The sequence below is a fragment of the Kibdelosporangium banguiense genome (assembly GCF_017876405.1).
Classification (GTDB): Bacteria; Actinomycetota; Actinomycetes; order Mycobacteriales; family Pseudonocardiaceae; genus Kibdelosporangium; species Kibdelosporangium banguiense.
Map to the genome: position 1 here is coordinate 9,232,596 of NZ_JAGINW010000001.1, position 20,862 is coordinate 9,253,457.

The following is a 20,862-nucleotide window of genomic DNA, read 5'->3' on the forward strand; positions in this document are numbered from 1 at the left end:
CACTGGGCGTTCGAAGTCGTCGTTGATCGGGATCCGATGTCTCAGCACAGTGGACATTGCCCGAAACAGCCCGCGACCTCCTGGATCTGACGATGCCCTTGGACATGACGGCGATGCACGCCATGCACGACGCCCTGCGCCGGGAACTGGAGCACATCGCCCGCGTCACCGAGCGGATCGACCACGACCCCCGGCACGTCCTGCGCACAGCGATCGGCTGGCAGCTGTTCAAGCGATCGTTGCGTATCCACCACAGTGCCGAGGACGACATGCTCTGGCCAGTGCTGCGCCGGCGGCTGGCAGGCCGGCCGGACGAGTTGGTGCTGCTGGAGGCGATGGAAGCCGAACACGCCGCCATCGGCCAGGTTGTCGCCACTGTCGACGAACTGCTGACCGCCCCCGACGCCGACCCGTTGCGGCTCGGGGACCTCACCGACTCCCTGGTCACAGGTGTGCGCGGACACCTGACACACGAAGAGCGCGCGGCGATTCCGCTCATTGCCCGTGCTCTCAGCACAGCTCAGTGGGCGGCCTTCGAACACGTCCACAGTCAGCGGATCGGCGCCGACGCACCCCAGGTATTGCCCTGGCTACTGGAGAACGCAGACCCACAGAACATCACGAGAACGCTGTCCACCCTGCCCGCCTCCGTCCGCACCGCCTACTACACCCGGTGGCGGCCCGACTACTCCGCTCACGATCGCTGGACCAGCCAGGCATGACCGGCTGAGCGGATTTCCCGGCCGTGTCCGTCACAGACGCCCTGCGGGACACGCCCTGACACCGACCACCTCTCCCGGCATCGCCGGTGTCTGAGCCGTGACAGCCGTATGTCCGGCCGGTCGGCGACTGTGGTCGCAACAACATCACGCACACAACAGGAGATCGAAATGCCTGCTTTCGCCACGCCACAGCCGATCACGGCCACATTGACCACCGCGGGCGCCCAGGTCCGGATTGCCGCAAGCTCGGCCCGAACGGGGCCGGCAAGACCACGACCGTGAACGTGCTGACCACGTTGCTCACCATGGACAGTGGCACAGCGCGCATCGCGGGCTACGACGTCGCGACCGAGACCAAGAAGGTCCGCTCCGCCATCGGCGTCACCGGCCAGTTCGCCTCCGTGGACGAACTGCTGTCCGGCCGCGAGAACCTGCAACTGATGGCGGACCTGCACCACCTGGGCGGCAACGAGAGCAAGAAAATCGTCGAACGCCTGCTGGCGCGCTTCGACCTGGCGGAGTCAGCCGACAAGCTGTCGTCAACGTACTCCGATGGTATGCGCCGCAAGCTGGACCTGGCGATGACCCTGGTCGGCAGGCCCCGGATCATCTTCCTGGACGAGCCGAACATGATCCTGCGCGTGCCCAGCGACGGCGGCGCCAAGTCGCTGCGCACCCTGCTGGCCCGACTCGACGAACACGCGATCGACGTCGAGGAATTCACCGTGCAGATGCCCGACCTCGACGACGTTTTCCTCGCCCTTACCGGTCACTCGAGCTCCCCGGCCGAGTCCAAGACGCAGGTCATCACCCCATGAGCAGCGACTCGGCGATCATGCTTCGCCGCAACTTCAAGCACACCCTGCGCAACCCGGTCGCGGTGTTCAACGCGATCCTCATGCCGGTCATCATGATGCTGATGTTCGTATACGTCTTCGGCGACGCGTTCAACGTCGGTGGCGGCGACTACATCAACTACGCCACCCCAGGCATGATCATGATGGCCCTCTCCTACGGCCTGTCCGCCACCGCCGTCGCTGTCAGCTCCGACATGACCAAAGGCATCATCAACCGTTTCAAGGTCATGGACGTCTCCCGCGATGCTGTGCTGACCGGGCATGTCGTGTCCACTGTGGTGCGTACCATGCTCGCTGTGGCCGCCATCATCGGTATGGCCTTCCTGTTCGGCTTCAGCCCCACCGGCTCCTTCCCGCACTGGCTTGCCGCCGTCGGCCTGCTCCTGCTGGTAGTCGTGTCGGTCAGCCGGCTCACTGTCGCCTTTGGCCTGGCCGCGAAGACCGTGGACATTCGTGCCGGGAATCCCCTTGGGAGGCCAGGAGTTCGTGGACAACCGGTTCCACACCTACCGGCCGGATGAACTGGTGCGGTTCAGCTTGTCCAAGCAACCGCTGTTCGCACCGGGAACAGACTGGAGCTACGCCAACATCAACTACATGCTGGCCGGACTGCTGATCGAGAAGATCACCGGCCGCCCCTACGGCGACGCACTCCAGCGGCGGATCCTGCGACCGCTCGGGCTACAGGACACCATGGTGCCGGGCACATGGCCGGAGATCCCCGGGCCGCACGCCCACGGCTACTACCGATACCAGGAAGCCGGAGAGTGGAAGGTGGTCGACAAGGTGATCTGTGGCGGGCAGGCCCAGCCCGGACAGCACCTCCTGAGGCCGGACTCCTTCTGATCCTGCGTCAGGCACAGCGCGAACCGGACCAGCCTGAGAACCTCCGATACCGACGACACCTCGGCGATATCGGAGGCTCTCGCCGCAATCGGCACCATACTTGTCGGTGCACAAACTCTGTGCTACTTCGCGGCGGCGGGTTCCGCATCCGAGTCGACCGGCAGTCGGAGGGGGCCGCTTCGCAAGAGCAGCGCGGCCAGGGTGGCGCTGCCCAGGAATACCGCTGCTGCGATCCAGAACACGAGGTGGTAGCCGGCGAGGGTCGCCTCGGTGATCGTCGTCGGCTGTGTCGAGAGGTACTTCGTGGTCGCGGTCGTGGCGAGGGAACTGAACACGGCTGTCCCGATGGACCCGCCGATCTGCTGGGCGGTGGTCACCAGGGCGGACGCCACTCCGGCGTCGTGTGGCCGGACTCCGCTGGTCGCGGCGTTCTGCACCGGGCCGAAGATCAGTCCGAATCCGATGCCTGCGACGAGCAGGGCCGGCAGGACGGCTCCGGCGTAACTGGAATCGGCATGGATGCCGGTGAGTATCGCCATGCCGATCGCGGACAGGACGCAGCCGGCCGGGACAAGCGGCCTCGGTCCGATGCGCGGCAGAAGCACTGCCCCGGAGAAGACCGCGCCCACCATCACCGAACCGATCATCGGCAGGAACGCCACGCCGGTCTGCAGCGGGGTGAACCCCAGCGTGTTCTCGAGGTAGTAGGTGAGGAACAGGAAGACCGCGAACATCCCGATCCCGGAAATCCCGAGTGACAGGTACGCCGCCCCGCGGACACGATCCAGGATCACCCGCAACGGCAGCAACGGGTGCTTGGTGCGGCGTTCGATCAGCACGAAGACGGCTATGAGCGCAATGCCCGCGATCACCGGGCCGAGCGTGCGGATGTCGTTCCAGCCGTGCGTCTCGGCAGTGCCCAGACCGTAGACGATTCCGATCAGGCCGAGCACCACCGTGACCGTGCCCGCGATGTCGGGCCGGACCCGCTCCGGTCGATCGCCGTCACGAAGGAAGGCCATGCCGCCGGCGAAGGCGACCGCTGCAATGATCAGGTTCACATAGAGACACCACCGCCACGACAGGCCCTGCGTGAGAACGCCGCCCAGCAGCAGCCCGAGTGCCCCACCGGCGCCCGAGATCGCGCCGAAGATCCCGAACGCGCGGCCGCGTTCCTTTGCGTCGTCAGCGAAAGTCACCGACAGCAGAGACAACGCCGCTGGTGCGAGCATCGCGGCGAACGCGCCCTGGGCGATACGTGCGGCCAGCAGCGTCGTGAAATCCCAGGCGGCACCGCCGAACGCCGACGCGACAGCGAATCCGCCGACGCCGATGAGGAACAACCGCTTGCGTCCGAAGAAATCCGACAGCCGGCCGCCGAGCAGCAGGAGGCTCCCGAACGCGAGTGCGTACCCGGTCAGCACCCACTGCCGGTAGTCAGCGGGAAATCCCAGGTCGCGCTGGGCGGACGGCAGGGCGATGTTCACGATGGTGGAGTCCAGGATGTCCATCAGCTGAGCGAGACTGAGCACGGCGAGGGCCATCCACCGGTTCGGTCGGCGGTGTTCGTCACTGCCTGCCAAAGGAGCCGGTCGGGCGGACTTGGTCGATGACACGTCAGAATTCACAATGGCCTCAGGGAGTCGACGAGCAGCACGAGTTTTCCGCGCACGCGACCTGCCTCGCCGACGCGGTGTGCCTCTGCCACCTCGGTCAGGGGAAATGTCCGTCCGATGGGGAGTGAGAACCGGCCGGACTCGATCAGCTCGCCGATCTGGGCGATCACGTAGAGCGCGCGTCCCGTGTCACCTCTGCTGAACCGCACACCATGTCGTTGTGCACCAGCGAAGTCAGCGAGGGTGACCACGTGCTCCGGGCCGCCGGCGAGTGCGATGAGCTCCGGCAGGACACCGCTCCCGGCCACGTCGAGCGCGAGATCGACCTCATCTGCAGCGAGCGCACGGACCCGCTCGGCCATGCCGGCACCGTAGGCGACGGGTTCGGCACCAAGCGAGCGCAGGAAATCATGGGTGGCCGGGCTGCCAGTACCGATCACGCGTGCGCCCCGGACCACAGCAAGCTGGACAGCGGCACTGCCAACGCTTCCGGAGGCGCCGTTGATCAGCACGGTGCCACCACTTTCGACGCCCAACTGGTCGAGGGCACGTGCTGCGGTCTCGATCGCGGCCGGGAGTGCGGCGGCCTGCGCGAAGCCGAGCGACGGCGGGATGGGTGCGTAGCAGGACAACACCGTCAGTTCCGCTTGAGCCGCACTGACGGCAGCGAACCCGAACACGCGGTCGCCGACGGCGACATCGGTGACACCGTCACCCAGTTCGTCAACGATGCCCGCCGCTTCGTGGCCCAGGGTCTGCGGGAGTTCCTGGTCCATCAGGCCTTGACGCTTCTTCCAGTCGCTCGCGTTGATCCCGGCGGCACGGACAGCGATCCGGACCTCGTCGGGGCGTGGGTGCGGCTCCGCAAGGTCCACGATCTCGAGGACCTCCGGGCCCCCGAACCGGCTGAACTCGACCGCCTTCATCGCTGTGCCGCCAGAGCGCCGTGCCTGTAGAGACTGTGCTTGTTCAAAAAGCGACGCTGTTCGGCCGTGGCCGCCTGGTCCTCCGGGGTGTCGCCGCCGAACCCGCCGTGCGGCATGGCCTCGAACACGTGCAGTTCGGCATCCACACCAGCGTCGCGCAGGTTGCGGTGCATCCGGACGGTGTTGGACAGCAACAGGTCGCGTGTGCCACTGCGGAGGAACGTGGGCGGGAAGCCGGACAGATCACCCAGGACCGGGGACAGATACGGATCCCGCAGGTCGGCCCCTGCCGCGTAGAGCGCGATCGGCTCTCGCAGGCTGCGCAGGACGTTGTCCACGCCTGCCAGGGTCTGGAACGTGTCGCCCGCCTCAGTGAGATCGACCTGCGGACTGTTGAGCACCAGGGCCGCAGGCATCGGCAGCCCGGCGTCCTTGGCACGCAGCAGAAGTGCCGCAGCGATATTCCCTCCCGCGGAGTCGCCGCCAACGAACACCCGCGAGGGGGCGCGGTCGCGCAACAGGCACCGGTAGACCGCGACGGCGTCGTCAAGCGCGGCTGGGTACGGATGCAACGGCGGCAGCCGGTAGTCCACGCCCCACACGAACACGCCCATGGACAGCGCGGTCCTAGCTGTCGTCGCGCGGCACGCATCCCCGCCGCCGACCAGGAGACCTCCGGGGTGCATCCAGAGGAAGACCGGCTCGTCCGCCTTCTCTTCTACCCCGTGAGGCCTCGCGGCGTACACGATGACGCCGTCGACGTGGAGCTCTTCGACGGTGACCGGCAGTCCGGAGACCGGGAACCGCCGGGCCGTGGATCGATTCGCCTGCTCGGCCATCGCGAGCCACGCGTCGGTGTCATCGGCGGCCGGGTAGGACAGTTCGCCGACGTCGACGGAAAGCCAGGTACGGGCCTGCTCGCTGACCGTGGACGGAGCAGTAAACGTTCGCTCGCCCACAACTCGCCGGGCAGCGTCGGCACTGATGTTCACACCACGAGGTTAACTGACTAAATTTAGTTACACAAGCCAGTGAGTTCCGGCGGGTCACCCGGCGATCGACAGGCTGGGCCTGAATCGGATTAAGTTCAGTTGATTGCTGCACATGAGGACGATTGCACGATATGTACCCTGAGGGTATGTTCAACTGAACTGAACTCAGGTTTCCTGGAGTCGCCCTATCCTGTGCGGGAGTGCAGCATGGTTGACCTTTTGATCCTCGGTGGGGGCATGTCCGGGCTGACCGCGGGCGCCCAGGCCGTCCGCAATGGACTGTCCGTTGTGGTGGCCGAGGTCAGCGCGGACGTCGGCGGTTCAGCTCGCTTCGCCGGCTACGCGTGGACCGCCCCGAGTCATGAGGTGATGGACCAGCAGAACCCGCATGGGAATGCCGCGCTGAAACGGGCCCTCGTCGACAGGTTCGCCGACGGCATCGAGTGGATCCGTTCGGTCGGCGTCGAGGTGAAAGACGCGCAACGGATGCTCAGTTTCGGTCGCGGGCACCAGTTCGACACCAACCATTACATCGACACCTGCCGCAGGCGTATCACCGATGACGGTGGCGAGGTGCTGCTTCGCACGGAGGCCGAACGGCTTCTCATCGAGGACGGTGCTGTAGTGGGTGCGCAACTGCAGTCGGCCGACGGGGAGCGCAGGCAGGTACGGGCTCGCTGGACCCTGCTGGCCACTGGTGGTTTCCAGGGCGACCTCCCGCTGCGGAACGCACACGTGCACCCGCACGCGGACCGGATGCAGCTGCGGTCGAACCCGAACAGCCGCGGCGGCGGATACCGGTTGGCCACCCAGGTCGGGGCGGCGACCGGTCACGAGAACGCCGGCTTCTACGGCCACCTCATCCCGAGCGAAATACCGTTCGCCGACCCAGCCGACTTCGTCGACCTGTCGCTGTACTACAGCGAACACGCCCTGCTGTTCAACCTGGACAATGAGCGATTCTGTGACGAAACACTCGGTGATCACCTCACGACCATGGCGCTGCTCGACCAGCCCGAAGGTCGTGGCCTGCTCGTCGCCGACGCGCGGGTTCGCCGCGACTGGATCGCAGGGTCCTATGTGGAGGGTGCTCCTGCGGTAGACAAGTTCGCTCTAGCGAGCAAGCGCGGTGGGCGCGTGGGCTTCGCCGAGACCCTCGGCGAGCTGGCGTACCTGCCGGAGGAATGGGGCTATTCCGGCAAGGCGATCCGGGACGCGGTCGAGCAGTTCAACAAGCTCGCGGCAGCAGGACAGGCGCCGGACCGGGCACTGGACCCGTTTGCCCTGGACGAGCCGCCGTACTACGTGATCGAGACGGTTCCAGCCATCACCTTCCCCTTCCACGGTGTCCTGATCGACGATCAGGCCCGCGTCCTCGGCACGGACGGGCAGCCCATCGCCGGGCTGCTCGCGGCTGGGTGCGACACCGGCGGCCTGTGGAACCGTGCCTACGCGGGCGGCATCGCCACGGCGCTGGTGTTCGGACTGACCGCCGCCCGGACAGCCTCGCGGCCGTGACCCCTTCGGCGTTGACCTTTGCCACGATCAACTGCGTCAAAATGCCGGAAACGCCGGAGCAGTCTCCCACGGTCGTCACTGGACTGGAGGATGTGCTGCGCGGCGCGGCAGAGGCGGGACTCGCCCAGGTCAGCATCGACTCGGCCACCCTCGCCGACCATCTCGGCCGTGGCGGATCACCGAACCAGAACAGACCCTTGCGACAGCACGGCAGTCAGCCGAGGCAGGTGCCGCACTGGAGGCCCCGATCTGCTTCCGCACTTTGGTCGGAAACCGACGGCAGGTCTTGAGCGATCGCTCAAACATGGTCTAGTCTCGTCTTGAGCGAACGCTCAAACCAAGGGGGTCTGAAGGATCCAGTCGCCGGCAGCGACTGGATCCTTCAGGGACAAGGGGCGAGACATGCTGTACATCGAAACCCGCATTCGGACCGACATGGCGACGTTGTGGCAGCGGACCCAGGACCCGGCCGAGCATCAGCGCTGGGACGCCCGGTTCACCGAGATCGACTATGTCGGCACCGGCACCACGTCACAACGCCTCCGCTACGCAACCAGTGTCGCGGGCATACGCATCCACGGCGAAGGCGTCACCACGAGCAAACGGGAATCCACGTCAGCACTGAGGTTCCACTCGGACCACCCGCTGTCGATGATCGTGCGGGGCAGCGGCTACTGGCGTTATGTCCCCACGAGCCAAGGGATCCGGTTCCTGACCGGCTACGACTACGTGCCACGGTGGCGTGCGGGTGACCGCCTCTTCCGGCCATTCATCGGCTGGGCGACGGCGTGGTCGTTCGACCGCCTCCGGATCTGGCTGGAATACGACATCCCGCCGGAGAAGGCCCTCCGCCGCGCGATAGCCGACATGACGGTCCGCACGACAGCGCTCATAGCCGCTCTGACAACCAGAAACCCGTTGCCCGCCGTCATCGCGCTGCTGCCGCGGCCGGACAAGGTGCCGTCGGCGGGCCGATGCCTCAGAAAGCGACCCCGATGATCTTCAAGCGAGCACTTGGCCGACGCTTCGACGACCTGCATCCGCGGCTACGACGACGTTTCGGCTTCGAACAGTCCTGCGTCGGCACCGGCACCATGACGGAGATCTGGCGCGGTGGCAGGCACACGGTGCCGTTCCTCAAGCTCGGCACGAACCGCAACATCCTGTTCCCGGAGACCGGCACCGACATCCCGTTCACCATCGAGAACCACGTCTATCAGGACAGCTTCGGCAGAGACGTGGTCACCTTCGTCCGCACGTTCGACGTCAGGCCCGGTCTACGCAGACGGTTCGACGCGACCATGATCTACAGCGAGGAACGCGGCCAGATCGTCGACTACCTCGGCACGCACCAGCACATCGCGGTCGACCTGCATCCCGAAGTCGACCAGCAAGGCGGACTGCGGATCCGCTCGGGCGAACAGCGATTCCGGTTGGCCGGACTGGACTTCCGGCTGCCGCAAGCCTTGACCGGTACGGCCGACCTGCACGAGTGGTACGACGACCAGCATGAGTGCTTCCGGATCCGCGTCACAGTCAGCAATCCCAGGTTCGGCCCCATCTTCGGCTATCACGGCACATTCACCGCCCAGTACGTCGACACGCCGGTCCCAGCCGCCGTGAAGCCGTACCGGGAGGAAGCGCGGGAATGAGGCGGTCAGACACACGGCGTAAGCCGAGGATCCCGGCTCAGCGGTTGGCCGCCCCGCTGCCGGCGGCCGGCTTGACCCGTTCGAACCGCACCCGGTTCAGCCATCCTGGGAGGTCGCTGAGCACGTACAGCTCGCCTTGCACGTCGGTGCCGATCGCGGTCGGCTGGGTGGGGAAATTGCCGATCGTGGCGGACTCGTAGCCGCCCTCGGGCTTGGGACGCACGGCGAACACGCGGGTCGAGCAATAGTCGCTCGCGACGTAGGTCCCCCATGCGTCCGGGGTCCGGGAGCCTCGGTACACCACGCCGCCGGTCACCGAGCAGTTGTCGTTGTAGTGGTCGTACTCGAAGACCGGGTCGGTGTACCGCATGCCCGGCCGGCATTGCTGCGGGTCGAACACCGGGGTGCCCTCCCGGCAGGACCAGCCGAGGTTCGCCCCGCCTTGCGACGGGCGGATGTGGTTGATCTCCTCGACGAGGCCCTGGCCGACGTCACCGATCCACAGCGAGCCGTCGACCGGGTCGACGGAGAACCGCCACGGATTGCGCAGCCCATAGAGCCAGATCTCCGGCCGCGCGCCCGGCACGCGGACGAACGGGTTGTTGGAGGGCACACAGTAGGGCTTCGCCCCGCAGGTGCGGTTGACGTCAATCCGAATGATCTTGCCGAGCAGGGTGCCGAGGTTCTGACCGGACTTGAACGGGTCGTTGGCGTGGCCGCCGTCGCCCGTCGACCAGTAGAGGTACCCGTCGCGGCCGAAGGCGACCTGTCCGCCGTTGTGGTTGCCGTACTCGGCGTGTGCCTGAGTCAGCAGCACTTGCAGCCGGTCCGGAGCGCCGAGGGGCACGCGCGCCAGGGTGAGCGCTCCGGCCGGCAGGCTCGTGTAGGCCACATAGAGGATCCCGGTCCGCGCGAAGTTCGGCGCAGGCGTAATGCCGAGCAGGCCGCGTTCGTTGTCCGACGTGTCGATCCGGGCGGTCAGGTCGAGCACCGGCGCGGCCGCCAAGCCTGTGTCGGGGTGGTAGGCGCGGACGGTGCCGTCCTTCTCCGCGATCAGCATCCGGCCGTCCGGCAACCCGGTGATCGCGATCGGACGCTGCAGACCGGACGCCACCCGTTCGGACACCACAGTCAGCTCAGGGAGTGGAACCGCGCGAGATGTACCAGCCGCAGCGGTGTCGGCCACCGACACCGAGGGCAACAGAACCGCGGACAGGACCAGAACAAGCGGGCCGGCCAGCATGGTGGCCAGGCGACAACGCCGTCGCGACATGATTCAGCTCCTCGTGCAGGGTGGAGGACGAATCTGGGAGCGCTCCCAACCGTACCGCGACTTCCCGGCAACATCCAGCCCACCTCCTTGCCGCCTTTTCCAACCAGAAAAGGAATGGCGAACCGACAGGATGACAAGGACCCCAACAGTGATCGACTCCAAACTGGGAGCGCTTCCATATTTGTCGTCACCACCGCGATCGACTGAGGAACTGTCGGTGAAGTTGAACCCGCCGTCGAAGCACTGTCTGACCGCAGCGCACTCGTACGCGCGACCGCGCAAGCCATCGTGCGCCGCGCTGGCATCGACCCAGCCACACGCTATCGGACGCTGCTCGCCGCACAACAGCCACCCGCCCCCTCGGTGATCGCCGGTCTCAGCGAGACCGGGATCCGGTCCGACATCGATCTGTTCCAGCCCTGGCTGACGCACCCCAACTCACGCGGTCGAGCCGAAGCGGTCCGAGCACTGCGACGGCACAATTGCGCGCCACCGCAATTGCTCCTGCCGCTACTCCCCGACCCGGTGTCCTCGGTAACGCGACAGGTGACGCTCTCACTACACCCGCAGGCGCACACACTGGACGAGCACTCCCTGCGGCCGTTGCTTCATCAAACGCATCCCCACCACGTCCGGATGGCTGCCTGTCGCCTTCTCCGCGCACACGGCACGTGGACAAGGATCAGCGTCGACCTCCAACTCATCAACGACCCCACGGATGCGATACGCACCGATGCACTGGCCGACCTCGCCAACTGGCTGACACACGGTGCCGCAACGACGTACTCCTTCCCCCGCGGACCACGCGCTGACGAACTGGCCGCGCTGCTCACCCAGACCGAGGCCACCCTGGGCGCCGAACTGGTTCGTCTCCTGCGATTCCACCTGGGATTGACGGACGCCAGCAACGCGAGGGGTTCCGTGACGCCGCGCAAGGCGTGCAGGCGAGCGACCCCGACTTCCTCGCTGACGTGATGCACCTGGTCCTGCGCGGGTTCTACGTCGCCAGCCTCGAGGACCCCGAGCTCTGGAACAGCGCGTCGGTCACTCCGATCGTGGAGCGGCTGGTCGGTCTGCTCGCAACACCCGAACCACGCGCCGAGGCCACTGCGCGACGGACCCGGGCCACGCGCACCCCTCAGTTCAGAAGCACTTGAAGTGGCTCAGGACCGCTGCGGTGGCTCGGTGTGCGTGGCGGCGATCGAAGACCGCTGACCGTCTGGCGTCTCAAGGTTCTGCCGGGCCGTCGCGGAGTACGCCTCGTACCTGGTCCAGCGAGACTGTTTCCGGCCGGCAGCCAGAGCGCCGAACGTAGCGTTGATGTCATCGGTAGCTCTCAAGGAGGTCGGCGAGTTCGGTGGGACGACTGAGCGCGACGCAGTGGCCGGCGGCGATCTCGTCCGGGACGATGCCAAGACGTTCGGCCGCCAGCCCGCGAAGGAAGTCCGGCGGGAAGCAGCGATCCTCACCGCACAGCACGACTTTGGTCGGGACCTTCGGCCACGCATCCAGCGGCCACGGCTCTTTCATCGCGGTGGACGACGGGTGTGCCCGCTCCTTGCTCAGTGCCTCTTCCGCGAGTGCACGCGGTACGTCGTGGTAGAAGCCGACGTACGGGTCGGCGTTACCGGTGAGGCCACCGTCGCGTGCCGCCTGTGCCTGCACTGCCTCGCCACATCCGGTGTCACGTCCCCAGTCGTCGGGTGATTCGCCGGGCGCGGGGATCATGGCGGCCACCAGGACCAGCAGCCCGGCCGCGAGTCGGTCGGCGACGAGCGGTGCGGTGAACCCGCCGAACGAGTGGCCGACGACGACCAGGTCCGTCCGGTCGCCGACGGCTTCGATCACCGCGTCGGTGTAGTCGGTGAGCGTGGCCGATTCGTCGTCGCCAGGCAGATCCGGAGCCACCACCTCGTGTCCCCGGTCCCGGAGTTCGGCTGCGACCAGGTGCCAGGACCAACCGCCGTCTCCGGCACCGTGGATCAACACATACGTAGTCATGCGGCACTACCTTTCTGTTTGCTGAATCAGGAGGCGATTCGACGGCGCAGTGCCGGTGCGAGCGCCCGTTGAGCGACGAAGAGTGCGATTCCACCGATCGCGCATGCCATTCCGAGGACGGCCGGTCCGGCCAGAGCGAGCAGCGCGGTTCCGGCCAGCGGGCCAAGTACCGCGCCGACGCTCCAGGTGGTCGAGGCGAGGCCCATGTACCCGCCACGCAGTTCTGCCGGTGCGAGGTCGGCGAAGGTGTCGCCGAACCGGACGGCGATACCGATCTGGCCGAGGGTCCAGATCAGGACCGATGCGGCGAAGCCGGCAGTTCCGTGGCTCACGGCACCGAGCGCGGCGCCGACCCCGACCAGCAGCATCGAGACAGCGGACACCGTACTGCCGTTGCGGCCGGCGAGCAGCCGGACGGCCAGTGGCTGGAGGGCGACGATGGCGATCCCGTTCAGCGCCAGCACCGCGCCGTACGTCGCGGGACCGAGACCGTCGGCCGTCATCAGCAGCGGCAACGTCGTGAACGTCTGCAGGAACAGCGTGAAGTAGCCGACGTGAATCACCATCATCGCGATCATCAACCGGTCACGCAGCACAACGGGCAGCAGCGCCCGCCGTTCCCGCGTCGACCCCGCCGGACGGGTTTCCGGCACCTGGCGCCAGACGATCAGCGCCGCGATCAGCGAGGCCACCACGTTGATCCAGAACAGCAGCCCGTATCCGTACTTGGCCAGGATCCCGGCCATCACCGTGGCGACCGAGAAGCCGAGGTTGGCCGCCCAGTAGAGCAGCCCGAACGCACGGATCCGTTGCCGCGTGGGCAGGTCGGCCACCGCGGCCGACCCGGCCGGGCGGAACAGCTCGATCGTCAGCCCGACACCGACGGCGGCCGCCCAGATCTCGGGCATCGAATCCGCTGAGCCGAGCGCGGCGAGCGCCACAGCGGCACCCACGAACCCCACCAGCATCGTGTTGCGCCGGCCGATCCGGTCCCCCAGCCAGCCACCGAGCAACTGGGATCCGATGTCTCCCAAACCGACAGCCGCGACCACCGCGCCCGCGGTCGCGGGCGAGAGGTGCTGCGCCTGCGTCAGGTACAGCACCAGAAACGACCGCACGACACCCCCGGCCCGGCCGACGAAGTGCGTGGCCGCCAGGGCCCAGACCAGCTTGGGCAAGCCCAGGCGCGGTGCCCTGATTGCCGGATTGATCGTGCTCAAGGTCGTCATGGCAATGACGCTAGGGCTGCAGGAGCATCAAGAAAAGCGATGATTTGAGATCATATTGATCGCTATCGCTTATGATAGACCTCATGCCGGATGTCGAACTGCGTCACCTGCGGGCCATGGCCGTGATCGCCGAGGAAGGAACGTTCGGCCAGGCGGCGGCCCGGCTCGGCTACACCCAGTCGTCGGTGAGCCAGCAGATCGCCGCACTGGAGAAGGCCGTCGGTGGCCCGGTCTTCGACCGGCCCGGCGGGCCGAGGCCTGTCCGAGTCACGCCGCTCGGCGAGGTGGTCCTGGCCCACGGCCGCGATCTGCTGACGAGGGCCGAGGCGCTGACCGACGCCGTCGACCGCTTCCAGGCGGGCAACGGCCGGATCGACATCGGCACCTTCCAGGGCGTGTCCAACCTGATCCTGCCGTCCGTCATACGCAGGCTGCTGGAGGAGCATCCCGGCTGCGACATCAGGCTGTCCGACGTGAAACCGGAGGATCCGCGGATCGGCGAGCTCGACCTGCTGTTCCACGACGGCCCAATCGAAGGCGACGTCGAGCACGTCAAACTTTTCGACGAGCCGTACCTACTGGTGACGGGCGCAGGCACGTTCCCCGATGGTCCGGTACGGGTGAAGCTGCTCGACGACGCTCCGATGGTCGCCTGGCCGCCGACCTATTACCAGAGATGGTTGGAACGGACGCTCGCCCGCTCTGGCGCACAACCACGATTCGTGTTCCGCACAACGGGCCACGAAACCATCCTGTCGATGGTGCGGGTGGGCATCGGCTGGGCGGTGCTGCCCTGGCTTGCCCTGCACGGACACGACGCCTGGTCCGATGACCAGCTCAGCATCCATCAGCTGAAGCCGTCGCCGGAACGCGAGTTGTCCCTGTACTGGCCCGCCGGACGCACCGAGTCCCCGCTCGCGATCCGAACGCGCGAAATCGCCATCGACGTCGCACGCAGTCTCGCCGAGCAGATGTAGCAGTCGGCCGACCGCGACAGCCGGAAAGCTCCGGCAGCGCTACTCGCCATTGTCCAAAGTAGAGCTTACGTGCCTGCTTCGCGGGTCCGGATCCGTCACGAGCTCACGAGGGCCTGCAGAGACCAGATCTGCGGCCCGAGGCCGGTGCAGTTCCAGAGCTGGGCCTGGACACCGTTGTCGAGCGTGCCCTGCGGGATGTCCAGACAGAGATCCTCATCGTTCTGTGCTTTGAACAGGTAGGTGGAACGGCCTGTCCGTGCGGGCTTCCAGTTCTGCGCTCCGGTGTTGTTGCAGCTCCAGAGCTGGATCCTGTCGCCGGGTTCCACCGAGATGTTGCCGTTGGGCATGTCGAAGCACTTGGCGGGTGACGAGCCTGCTTTCGTGATGGCGAACAAGCCGTTGCCGCGGCCGACCGCTTTGAACTCCTGGGTCGGCCTGGTGGCATCGCAGGGCTGCTGCACCACCCTGGTTCCGTTCGTGGTCGAATTCCCTTCAGCGGTAAGGCATTTCCCGCTCTTGAGATTGACGATCCGGTAGGTCGCCGTGGTGGTGATCCCGCCCGGGTCCAACGAGCCGTATGTCGATCCGGTGGCGAAGAAAGCCCCGCAATAGTCGCCGACCCGGTCGGTCGCCAGTTGCAGCACACGTGAACCGTCCGCGGACGGCAGAAGCGAGGAACTGTAGTTCTGGCAGGTCGTGTGCTCGTCGTCGACGCCGAAATCCGTGATCCGCACCGGTGAGTCAAGTTCGTACCATCGCCCCAACCCGTTGCTGGTGTTGGCGAAGATCGTGCTCCCGCTCTGCGGACGCAGGACCGGCGCGGGACCAAGGTCAGGATCGCCGTCCGCGTCGGCGCCTCGCACCAGCCGCCCGATCAGTAGCAACCGCCCGTTGGGGCCGCCTCCGGGCGCCCAGGCGATGGTAGGCGCGTGGACGAAGTGCTTGCCGTCAGCGGTTTTCGCGATTGTCCCGCGATCGGTGGCCGCACCCCAGTCCCAGCCGTCAGGCGACGTGCGGGTGTAGACCCGGCAGCCGTGACCGATCTTTCCCATCGGCCCGATGTTGCAGTACTCGTACGCCATGACCGACGTGCCGTTCGGCAGCCGCCTTACGACGGCCATCCCCGGGGAATCCTCCTTTTCGAGGTCGTTGTCGTCCTCGTAGGCGTCCACCGCGACCGTGTTGACCTTCGGTCCCCAGGTTTCGCCTCCGTCGGTGGATCGCTTGCGGGCAAGCGTCTGTCCGTACTTGGGCTGCTGGGTCTTGTCGGAGAAGTGGACCACGAGTTCACCGCCGTTCGTCACGGCGAACTCCGGTTCCCAGACGCCATGGCCCACCGTCCCTGTCGCGAGCGGCGTGGCCACCTTGTGCCAGTCGCGGCCGTAGTTGGTGCTCTTCCACGCCACGATCCGGGAGTTCGGGTTCGGCCGGTCCCGGCCGCCGCGGAAGGTGTTGATCGATGTGGCCCAGATCAGGGTGCCCGCCGGGCTCGCGCCGAGCTGCCAGGGGAATTCGAACAGCGTCGAACTGCCGGACCACTCGCCCGGACCCGGCCCGGTCGCGATGGTCGCGATCGGGTGGAACGAAGCACCACCATCGGTGCTCTCGTGGATCGTTGCACTGCTGGTCGTATTGGCCGAGACGAGAATCCGCCCTTGATGCGCGGCATCAGCGTGTTCCAGCCGGATCGCCCGCGGATACGACGACCATCCGTCAGTCAGTGCGGTGCCGGTGGCACCGTCCACTGAGGTCAGCAATGTGGCGGTGACGAGTCCGACGAGTGCCAGCACCGCAGCTCCAATCAGGATTCGCAGGTCTTCTTACCGATGGCCAGACGTTAGGGCGGCTGCTCGCGAGTGGGAAACCATTCCACGAGAACTGAAACGCTTGTCCAGACTCGGCCGGTCTTCCTAGCGTTCCCAGAGTGTTGATACAGAGATCGTTGGTACCACTCGTCGCGGCGGTGGCCACAGGTTTCGCCGGGCTCCCAGCCGCCGCGGTACCCGAGGCAGGACCCCAGGCGGCGGCCCGGGCCGACGTGAACGGTGACGGAGTCGCCGACCTGGTGATGTCCACGGGCGCGCGGCTGACCTACAGCGGCGACACCGATCTGGTGCCCAACGACCTCGGCGGCTCGGTCCAAGTGGTCCCCGGCGGGACGACGCTGCCCGGCGCGCCGGCCGCGTTGGTCAACCAGAAGACCTCCGGCATCGGACTGGGGATGGAACCGGACGACAAGTTCGGTGCCGCCCTCGCGACCGCCGACTTCAACAACGACGGGCTCGCCGATGTCGCGATCGGAAACCCCACCGAGTCGGTCGGCGGCCACGCCAATGCCGGCACAGTGTCCATTCTGTACGGCCAACGCACAGCGCCCTATCTGCGGACGATCGCCGGCGCGTTGGGCACGATCACACAGGACACCGCGGACGTGCCTGGTGGGGTGGAGGCCGGTGACCTGTTCGGCGGCGCCCTCGCGGCCGGGGACTTCAACGGCGACGGCTACGCCGACCTCGGCGTCGGCTCGCCGGGCGAGGCGATCGAGACCAAGGCGCGGGCAGGTGGGGTGTGGGTCTTCTACGGCGGCAGCGCCGGACTCACTACTCGCGGTGTGGCAGGGTTCCACCAGGATTACGAGGACCTGGCCGGGGCGGCCGAAGCCGGTGACCTGATGGGCTGGGCCCTCGCCGCGGGCGACGTGACCGGTGACAACCGTGACGACCTCGCCGTGCTGTCCTCCGGAGAGGTGATCAACGGGACGACGGGCGCCTGGGGTTCGGTGCATCTGCTGCACGGTTCGGCGAACGGGTTGGCCGCCAACGCGTCTTCGTACTTCAGCGTGGGAAACGCCGCCACCGAGGGAAAGTGGCGCAGCCTCGTGATCGGCAAATTCCACGGCGGCACCAACGCGGACCTGGTGATCCAGGCCGACCAGAGGCGCGGCGGACCGGCGAACTCCGGTGCGCTGGTGGCTGTGCGCGGCAGCCGGTCCGGCCTCACCACCACCGCCCAGGTGATCGACCAGGACACCGCGTCGGTTCCCGGTGGCACAGAGGTCAACGACATCTTCGGCGGCTCGTTGGCCGTGGGCGACCTCGACGGCGACGCATTCGACGACCTGGCTGCGGGCTCTGTCAAAGAGAACAACCGCGCCGGCTCGGTGTTCCTGTTCCGGGGCAGCACGTCCGGTCTGCTCACCAGGCCGCCCTCCGCGTTCGGCGAGAACGCGGCGCCGATCAACGGGAACGAACAGGCCGGTGAGGGATTCGGCTACGGTCTGCGCATTCTCGACATCACCGGCGACGGCAAGCCGGAACTGGTCGTCGCGGCGCCGTGGGAGGAAGGCACGCTGCAGACCGGCGCGCTGTTCGTGCTGACGACCGGGCTTTCCGGAGATTCCCTGGCAGTGACCGGATCCCAGCGAGTCACCCGCGCGCAGATCGCAACCCCTTCCCACTACGGACCGGGCACTCCGATCGCGGGAAGTGCCCACGTGCTCAACGACAACCAAGACTCGCCACGGTAGGGGCCGACATGACCAAGTTCAACCGACGCATCTTCGTCTTCGGCAGCGTCGCTGCTGCCGGCGCGCTCACCCTGAACGGCAACGCATCGGCCGCGCTGGCCTTTCCGTTCACTCTCGGCGTCGCGTCGGGAGATCCGTTGCCGGACGGCGTGGTGCTGTGGACCAGGCTCGCGACCGCGCCGCTCAACGGCGACGGGCACGGTGGCATGCCGAACCAGGCCGTGGACGTGGATTGGCAGGTCGCCACCGACGAGGTGTTCAGCAACGTCGTACAGAGTGGAAAAGTGACGGCCTACTACGCCGACGCCCACTCCGTGCACGTGGAAGTCAACGGTCTTCAGCCCGATTACGAGTATTACTACCGGTTCCGGGCCGACGGCCACCTCTCCCCTGTCGGCCGCACCCGGACCGCGCCCGCCCTGGATGTGGTGGGGCGTGATCTGTTGATGGCGTTCACCTCATGCGCGCACTTCGAGGACGGCTACTACACCGTCTACCGGCGAATGGCCGAGGAACGACCAGACCTCATCCTGCACCTCGGTGACTACATCTACGAGGGCGGCGCCCGCACAACCGAGGTCCGGCAACACCTCGGCAAGGAGATCGTCGAACTCGACGACTACCGGCGGCGGTACGCGCAGTACAAGGCTGACCCTGATTTGCAGGCCGCGCACGCCGCCGCTCCCTGGCTGGTGGTTCCCGACGACCACGAAGTGGAGAACAACTACGCGAACATGAAGCGGGCTGGGGACAAACCTGCGCCGGAACTGACTCCTGCGCAATGGAAACAGCGGCGAACCGACGCGTATCGGGCCTACTACGAGAACATGCCACTCCGTGGACCCGCCAAACCCAACGGTGCCGACATCTTGCTCTACCGGCGCGTGCGCTGGGGCAGGCTGGCCACCTTCCACATGCTCGATACCCGGCAGTACCGCGATGACCAGGCGTGCGGGGACGGCTGGAAGTACTGCCCCGACGCCGGTGCCCCCGGGCGCAGCCTGCCTGGCCTGGCCCAGGAGAACTGGCTGCTCGACGGTTTGGCCCAGCGCACCGGTATCTGGGACCTGATCGGCCAGCAGGTGTTCTTCGCCCGGCAGGCCGACGGCAACGACGCGGGCAACATGGACGCCTGGGACGGCTACCCGGCGTCTCGCGACCGCATCCAGAAGGGCTGGGTACAGCGTGGTGTGCGCAATCCCGTGGTGCTCACCGGAGACGTGCACCGGGCATGGGCCAACGAGCTCAAGATCGACTTCACCAACCCCGGCGCCCCTGTGATCGGGACCGAACTGGTGACCAGCTCGGTCTCCTCCGGAGGTGACGGTTCGGACAGCACCGCGATCCCGTACGGGGCGCTCAACCCGCACCTGAAGTTCCACTCCCAGCACCGCGGCTACGTCCGCACCCGGCTCAGTCAGACCAAAATGGACATCGACTTCCGGGTCGTTCCCAAGGTCAGCGTGCGCGGGGCCGCGGCACGGACGCAACGGTCGTTCCTCATCGAGGAAGGTCGCCCAGGCCTGCAGAACCCCTGACGGCTTGAAACCTCTTAGATCTCGCTCTGGATCCAGCCGCGCAGCGCGGCGTAGTAGGCGTTGGTCAGGCGGCGAAGCGCTATCTCTTCGGGCATGCCCGCGGTGATCAGGTCGAGGATCTCGCGCGGGTCGAACATCATGTTGTAGAGCAGCAGCGCGTGGTCGAAGTGCTCGCCTAGGTGCTCGACGGTTCGGACAGACTGATATCTCGCCGGTCCGCCCCGGAGCCGAATGCATGCACCGTCCGACCGTGACGTGACTTTCATTCGACACGATGCCTCGCCATGACAGTGCCGGAACGAAACACCCCCGTTTACATCCCCATGGCCTCAGAGTATCGCCGCTCCCGCCCGATTCGCACTACAACATTCGACGGAACCGCTAATCACTCTATGTAATCACCTCTCGCGACACCACCAGACACCGGCCCTATCAGGCAATGTCAGCCACAGGACGCACCTGTGACATCCGGCGGCGCCATGTTTCATCGCCCGCCCGGACCATCCGGCAGCGCGGTTAATACATGCCAAAACCCGCCCATCCACCAGCCCCACAGCGATCCATAAAGGACAATTGACAGATTCGCGGAACACTGATTGAGTTGGCGCCGCAAGGGGGGCAAGTCCCGCTCATCAGCGGTGAGATTCATTCTTTGGTACACGTCCGCGAGGGCGGGCTCGCACGTTTCTCCAACGCCCCCATTCAGGTGATCTGATCGAAGGGAGCGCACTAGAAATGGCATTACCGTCTCGAGTCAGGCTTTCCTTGTCGAGGAAAGCCATGGGCTGGGCAGCGGTACTGGGGCTCACTGTCGGAGGGATCGCTCTCACCGCGACGCCGGCCTGGACGACCGAGGTCCAGGCTTGCGACCGGTGGGCGAACGCGCCGTATCAGAGTGGTTCGTTCGTCGAAGGCGTGGTCGGCCGTGGTGGCTGCGGGAACCTGGTGAACCTGCAGTCGTGGCTGTTCGCCGACCTCACCCTGTGGCCGGACCCCAACATCGGCTACGGCTCGGCCAATCTCGTCAACGGTTCGGTGACCGGCGCCGGCCCCTGCAGCCGGGAAGGCCGGGACGCCTACTACAACCAGGCCCGCACCGACACGGGCGAGCGTTCCGGCGAGAGCCAGCGACGCGTGTTGTGCTGATCATGTGAACCTGGTGGCGCCGGGACCGGGGTTCCCGGCGCCG

At 66.6% G+C, this 20,862-nt stretch carries 20 protein-coding genes and 1 pseudogene; 13 read left to right on the forward strand and 8 right to left on the reverse strand.

Going from position 1 to position 20,862, the window contains the following annotated elements:
- Positions 1-92 precede the first annotated feature (92 nt).
- The 4 genes and pseudogenes from JOF56_RS42000 (at position 93) to JOF56_RS42015 (ending at position 2,425) form a co-directional block, all read left to right on the forward strand.
- The gene (locus JOF56_RS42000; protein WP_209645157.1) at positions 93-722 is read left to right on the forward strand and encodes a hemerythrin domain-containing protein; all 630 of its coding nucleotides are present in this window, start codon (positions 93-95) and stop codon (positions 720-722) included.
- Between the two features lie 206 nt (positions 723-928).
- A complete protein-coding gene (locus JOF56_RS42005; protein ID WP_209648797.1) occupies positions 929-1,540 on the forward strand; it encodes an ATP-binding cassette domain-containing protein in 612 nt (203 codons plus the stop codon).
- Positions 1,537-2,022 (forward strand): annotated as a pseudogene (locus tag JOF56_RS42010) (ABC transporter permease); the annotation flags it as partial. The gene JOF56_RS42005 and the pseudogene JOF56_RS42010, both read left to right, overlap by 4 nt.
- A gap of 43 nt (positions 2,023-2,065) precedes the next feature.
- A complete protein-coding gene (locus JOF56_RS42015; protein WP_372448302.1) occupies positions 2,066-2,425 on the forward strand; it encodes a serine hydrolase domain-containing protein in 360 nt (119 codons plus the stop codon).
- A 122-nt stretch (positions 2,426-2,547) separates the two neighbouring features.
- Here JOF56_RS42015 and JOF56_RS42020 read toward each other — a convergent pair whose 3' ends face one another.
- The 3 genes from JOF56_RS42020 to JOF56_RS42030 form a co-directional block, all read right to left on the reverse strand.
- On the reverse strand, positions 2,548-3,969 hold the full coding sequence (locus tag JOF56_RS42020; RefSeq protein WP_209645159.1) for an MFS transporter: 1,422 nt from the start codon (positions 3,967-3,969) through the stop codon (positions 2,548-2,550).
- Between the two features lie 80 nt (positions 3,970-4,049).
- Positions 4,050-4,967, reverse strand: coding sequence for an NADP-dependent oxidoreductase (locus JOF56_RS42025; protein ID WP_209645160.1), 918 nt, complete (start codon positions 4,965-4,967; stop codon positions 4,050-4,052).
- Positions 4,964-5,959 (reverse strand): alpha/beta hydrolase, encoded by a 996-nt coding sequence (locus JOF56_RS42030; protein WP_307855496.1) that lies wholly within the window; start codon positions 5,957-5,959, stop codon positions 4,964-4,966. The genes JOF56_RS42025 and JOF56_RS42030 overlap by 4 nt, the downstream gene beginning before the upstream one ends.
- Before the next feature lie 207 nt (positions 5,960-6,166).
- On the opposite strand from JOF56_RS42030, the gene JOF56_RS42035 reads away from it, so the two are divergent.
- The 3 genes from JOF56_RS42035 (at position 6,167) to JOF56_RS42045 (ending at position 9,129) form a co-directional block, all read left to right on the forward strand.
- Positions 6,167-7,477 (forward strand): FAD-dependent oxidoreductase, encoded by a 1,311-nt coding sequence (locus JOF56_RS42035; RefSeq protein ID WP_209645161.1) that lies wholly within the window; start codon positions 6,167-6,169, stop codon positions 7,475-7,477.
- A 402-nt stretch (positions 7,478-7,879) separates the two neighbouring features.
- Positions 7,880-8,476: a hypothetical protein gene (locus tag JOF56_RS42040; protein ID WP_209645162.1), complete on the forward strand. Its 597-nt coding sequence runs from the start codon at positions 7,880-7,882 to the stop codon at positions 8,474-8,476.
- Complete coding sequence (locus JOF56_RS42045; RefSeq protein WP_245378601.1) at positions 8,452-9,129, forward strand: DUF4166 domain-containing protein; 678 nt, start codon at positions 8,452-8,454, stop codon at positions 9,127-9,129. Before JOF56_RS42040 ends, JOF56_RS42045 begins: the two co-directional genes overlap by 25 nt.
- Before the next feature lie 37 nt (positions 9,130-9,166).
- Here JOF56_RS42045 and JOF56_RS42050 read toward each other — a convergent pair whose 3' ends face one another.
- The gene (locus JOF56_RS42050; RefSeq protein WP_209645163.1) at positions 9,167-10,402 is read right to left on the reverse strand and encodes a PQQ-dependent sugar dehydrogenase; all 1,236 of its coding nucleotides are present in this window, start codon (positions 10,400-10,402) and stop codon (positions 9,167-9,169) included.
- Positions 10,403-10,690: 288 nt separating this feature from the next.
- Between JOF56_RS42050 and JOF56_RS42055 the strand changes: the two genes are divergently transcribed.
- Positions 10,691-11,377 (forward strand): hypothetical protein, encoded by a 687-nt coding sequence (locus JOF56_RS42055; protein WP_209645164.1) that lies wholly within the window; start codon positions 10,691-10,693, stop codon positions 11,375-11,377.
- Positions 11,374-11,559 carry a hypothetical protein gene (locus JOF56_RS42060; protein WP_209645165.1) on the forward strand — a complete coding sequence of 62 codons (186 nt, stop codon included), beginning with the start codon at positions 11,374-11,376 and terminating at the stop codon, positions 11,557-11,559. Before JOF56_RS42055 ends, JOF56_RS42060 begins: the two co-directional genes overlap by 4 nt.
- A gap of 166 nt (positions 11,560-11,725) precedes the next feature.
- Here JOF56_RS42060 and JOF56_RS42065 read toward each other — a convergent pair whose 3' ends face one another.
- Together JOF56_RS42065 and JOF56_RS42070 are read right to left on the reverse strand one after the other, a co-directional pair.
- A complete protein-coding gene (locus tag JOF56_RS42065; protein WP_209645166.1) occupies positions 11,726-12,403 on the reverse strand; it encodes an alpha/beta fold hydrolase in 678 nt (225 codons plus the stop codon).
- A 26-nt stretch (positions 12,404-12,429) separates the two neighbouring features.
- Positions 12,430-13,632, reverse strand: a complete 1,203-nt coding sequence (locus tag JOF56_RS42070) for an MFS transporter (RefSeq protein WP_209645167.1) — start codon at positions 13,630-13,632, stop codon at positions 12,430-12,432.
- Between the two features lie 83 nt (positions 13,633-13,715).
- On the opposite strand from JOF56_RS42070, the gene JOF56_RS42075 reads away from it, so the two are divergent.
- Positions 13,716-14,609, forward strand: coding sequence for a LysR family transcriptional regulator (locus JOF56_RS42075; protein ID WP_209645168.1), 894 nt, complete (start codon positions 13,716-13,718; stop codon positions 14,607-14,609).
- Between the two features lie 95 nt (positions 14,610-14,704).
- Here the strand turns inward: JOF56_RS42075 and JOF56_RS42080 are convergent, their stop codons facing one another.
- Positions 14,705-16,399, reverse strand: a complete 1,695-nt coding sequence (locus JOF56_RS42080; RefSeq protein WP_209645169.1) for an RICIN domain-containing protein — start codon at positions 16,397-16,399, stop codon at positions 14,705-14,707.
- Positions 16,400-16,533: 134 nt separating this feature from the next.
- Between JOF56_RS42080 and JOF56_RS42085 the strand changes: the two genes are divergently transcribed.
- A complete protein-coding gene (locus tag JOF56_RS42085) occupies positions 16,534-18,135 on the forward strand; it encodes an FG-GAP repeat protein (RefSeq protein WP_209645170.1) in 1,602 nt (533 codons plus the stop codon).
- Between the two features lie 8 nt (positions 18,136-18,143).
- On the forward strand, positions 18,144-19,673 hold the full coding sequence (locus JOF56_RS42090; RefSeq protein ID WP_209645171.1) for an alkaline phosphatase D family protein: 1,530 nt from the start codon (positions 18,144-18,146) through the stop codon (positions 19,671-19,673).
- Positions 19,674-19,687: 14 nt separating this feature from the next.
- Here the strand turns inward: JOF56_RS42090 and JOF56_RS42095 are convergent, their stop codons facing one another.
- Positions 19,688-19,939 (reverse strand): hypothetical protein, encoded by a 252-nt coding sequence (locus JOF56_RS42095; RefSeq protein WP_209645172.1) that lies wholly within the window; start codon positions 19,937-19,939, stop codon positions 19,688-19,690.
- 514 nt (positions 19,940-20,453) lie between these two features.
- Between JOF56_RS42095 and JOF56_RS42100 the strand changes: the two genes are divergently transcribed.
- The gene (locus JOF56_RS42100) at positions 20,454-20,819 is read left to right on the forward strand and encodes a hypothetical protein (protein ID WP_209645173.1); all 366 of its coding nucleotides are present in this window, start codon (positions 20,454-20,456) and stop codon (positions 20,817-20,819) included.
- Positions 20,820-20,862: the final 43 nt, after the last annotated feature.

What these genes read in the sequence shown, in the direction of transcription:
- JOF56_RS42100 (WP_209645173.1), top strand. Translation starts at nt 20,454, where the DNA reads ATGGGCTGGGCAGCGGTACTGGGGCTCACTGTCGGAGGGATCGCTCTC.
- JOF56_RS42020 (WP_209645159.1), bottom strand. Translation starts at nt 3,969, where the DNA reads ATGGCCCTCGCCGTGCTCAGTCTCGCTCAGCTGATGGACATCCTGGAC.
- JOF56_RS42090 (WP_209645171.1), top strand. Translation starts at nt 18,144, where the DNA reads ATGACCAAGTTCAACCGACGCATCTTCGTCTTCGGCAGCGTCGCTGCT.
- JOF56_RS42000 (WP_209645157.1), top strand. Translation starts at nt 93, where the DNA reads ATGCCCTTGGACATGACGGCGATGCACGCCATGCACGACGCCCTGCGC.
- JOF56_RS42035 (WP_209645161.1), top strand. Translation starts at nt 6,167, where the DNA reads ATGGTTGACCTTTTGATCCTCGGTGGGGGCATGTCCGGGCTGACCGCG.
- JOF56_RS42045 (WP_245378601.1), top strand. Translation starts at nt 8,452, where the DNA reads ATGCCTCAGAAAGCGACCCCGATGATCTTCAAGCGAGCACTTGGCCGA.
- JOF56_RS42095 (WP_209645172.1), bottom strand. Translation starts at nt 19,939, where the DNA reads ATGAAAGTCACGTCACGGTCGGACGGTGCATGCATTCGGCTCCGGGGC.
- JOF56_RS42050 (WP_209645163.1), bottom strand. Translation starts at nt 10,402, where the DNA reads ATGTCGCGACGGCGTTGTCGCCTGGCCACCATGCTGGCCGGCCCGCTT.
- JOF56_RS42075 (WP_209645168.1), top strand. Translation starts at nt 13,716, where the DNA reads ATGCCGGATGTCGAACTGCGTCACCTGCGGGCCATGGCCGTGATCGCC.
- JOF56_RS42070 (WP_209645167.1), bottom strand. Translation starts at nt 13,632, where the DNA reads ATGACGACCTTGAGCACGATCAATCCGGCAATCAGGGCACCGCGCCTG.
- JOF56_RS42040 (WP_209645162.1), top strand. Translation starts at nt 7,880, where the DNA reads ATGCTGTACATCGAAACCCGCATTCGGACCGACATGGCGACGTTGTGG.
- JOF56_RS42025 (WP_209645160.1), bottom strand. Translation starts at nt 4,967, where the DNA reads ATGAAGGCGGTCGAGTTCAGCCGGTTCGGGGGCCCGGAGGTCCTCGAG.
- JOF56_RS42065 (WP_209645166.1), bottom strand. Translation starts at nt 12,403, where the DNA reads ATGACTACGTATGTGTTGATCCACGGTGCCGGAGACGGCGGTTGGTCC.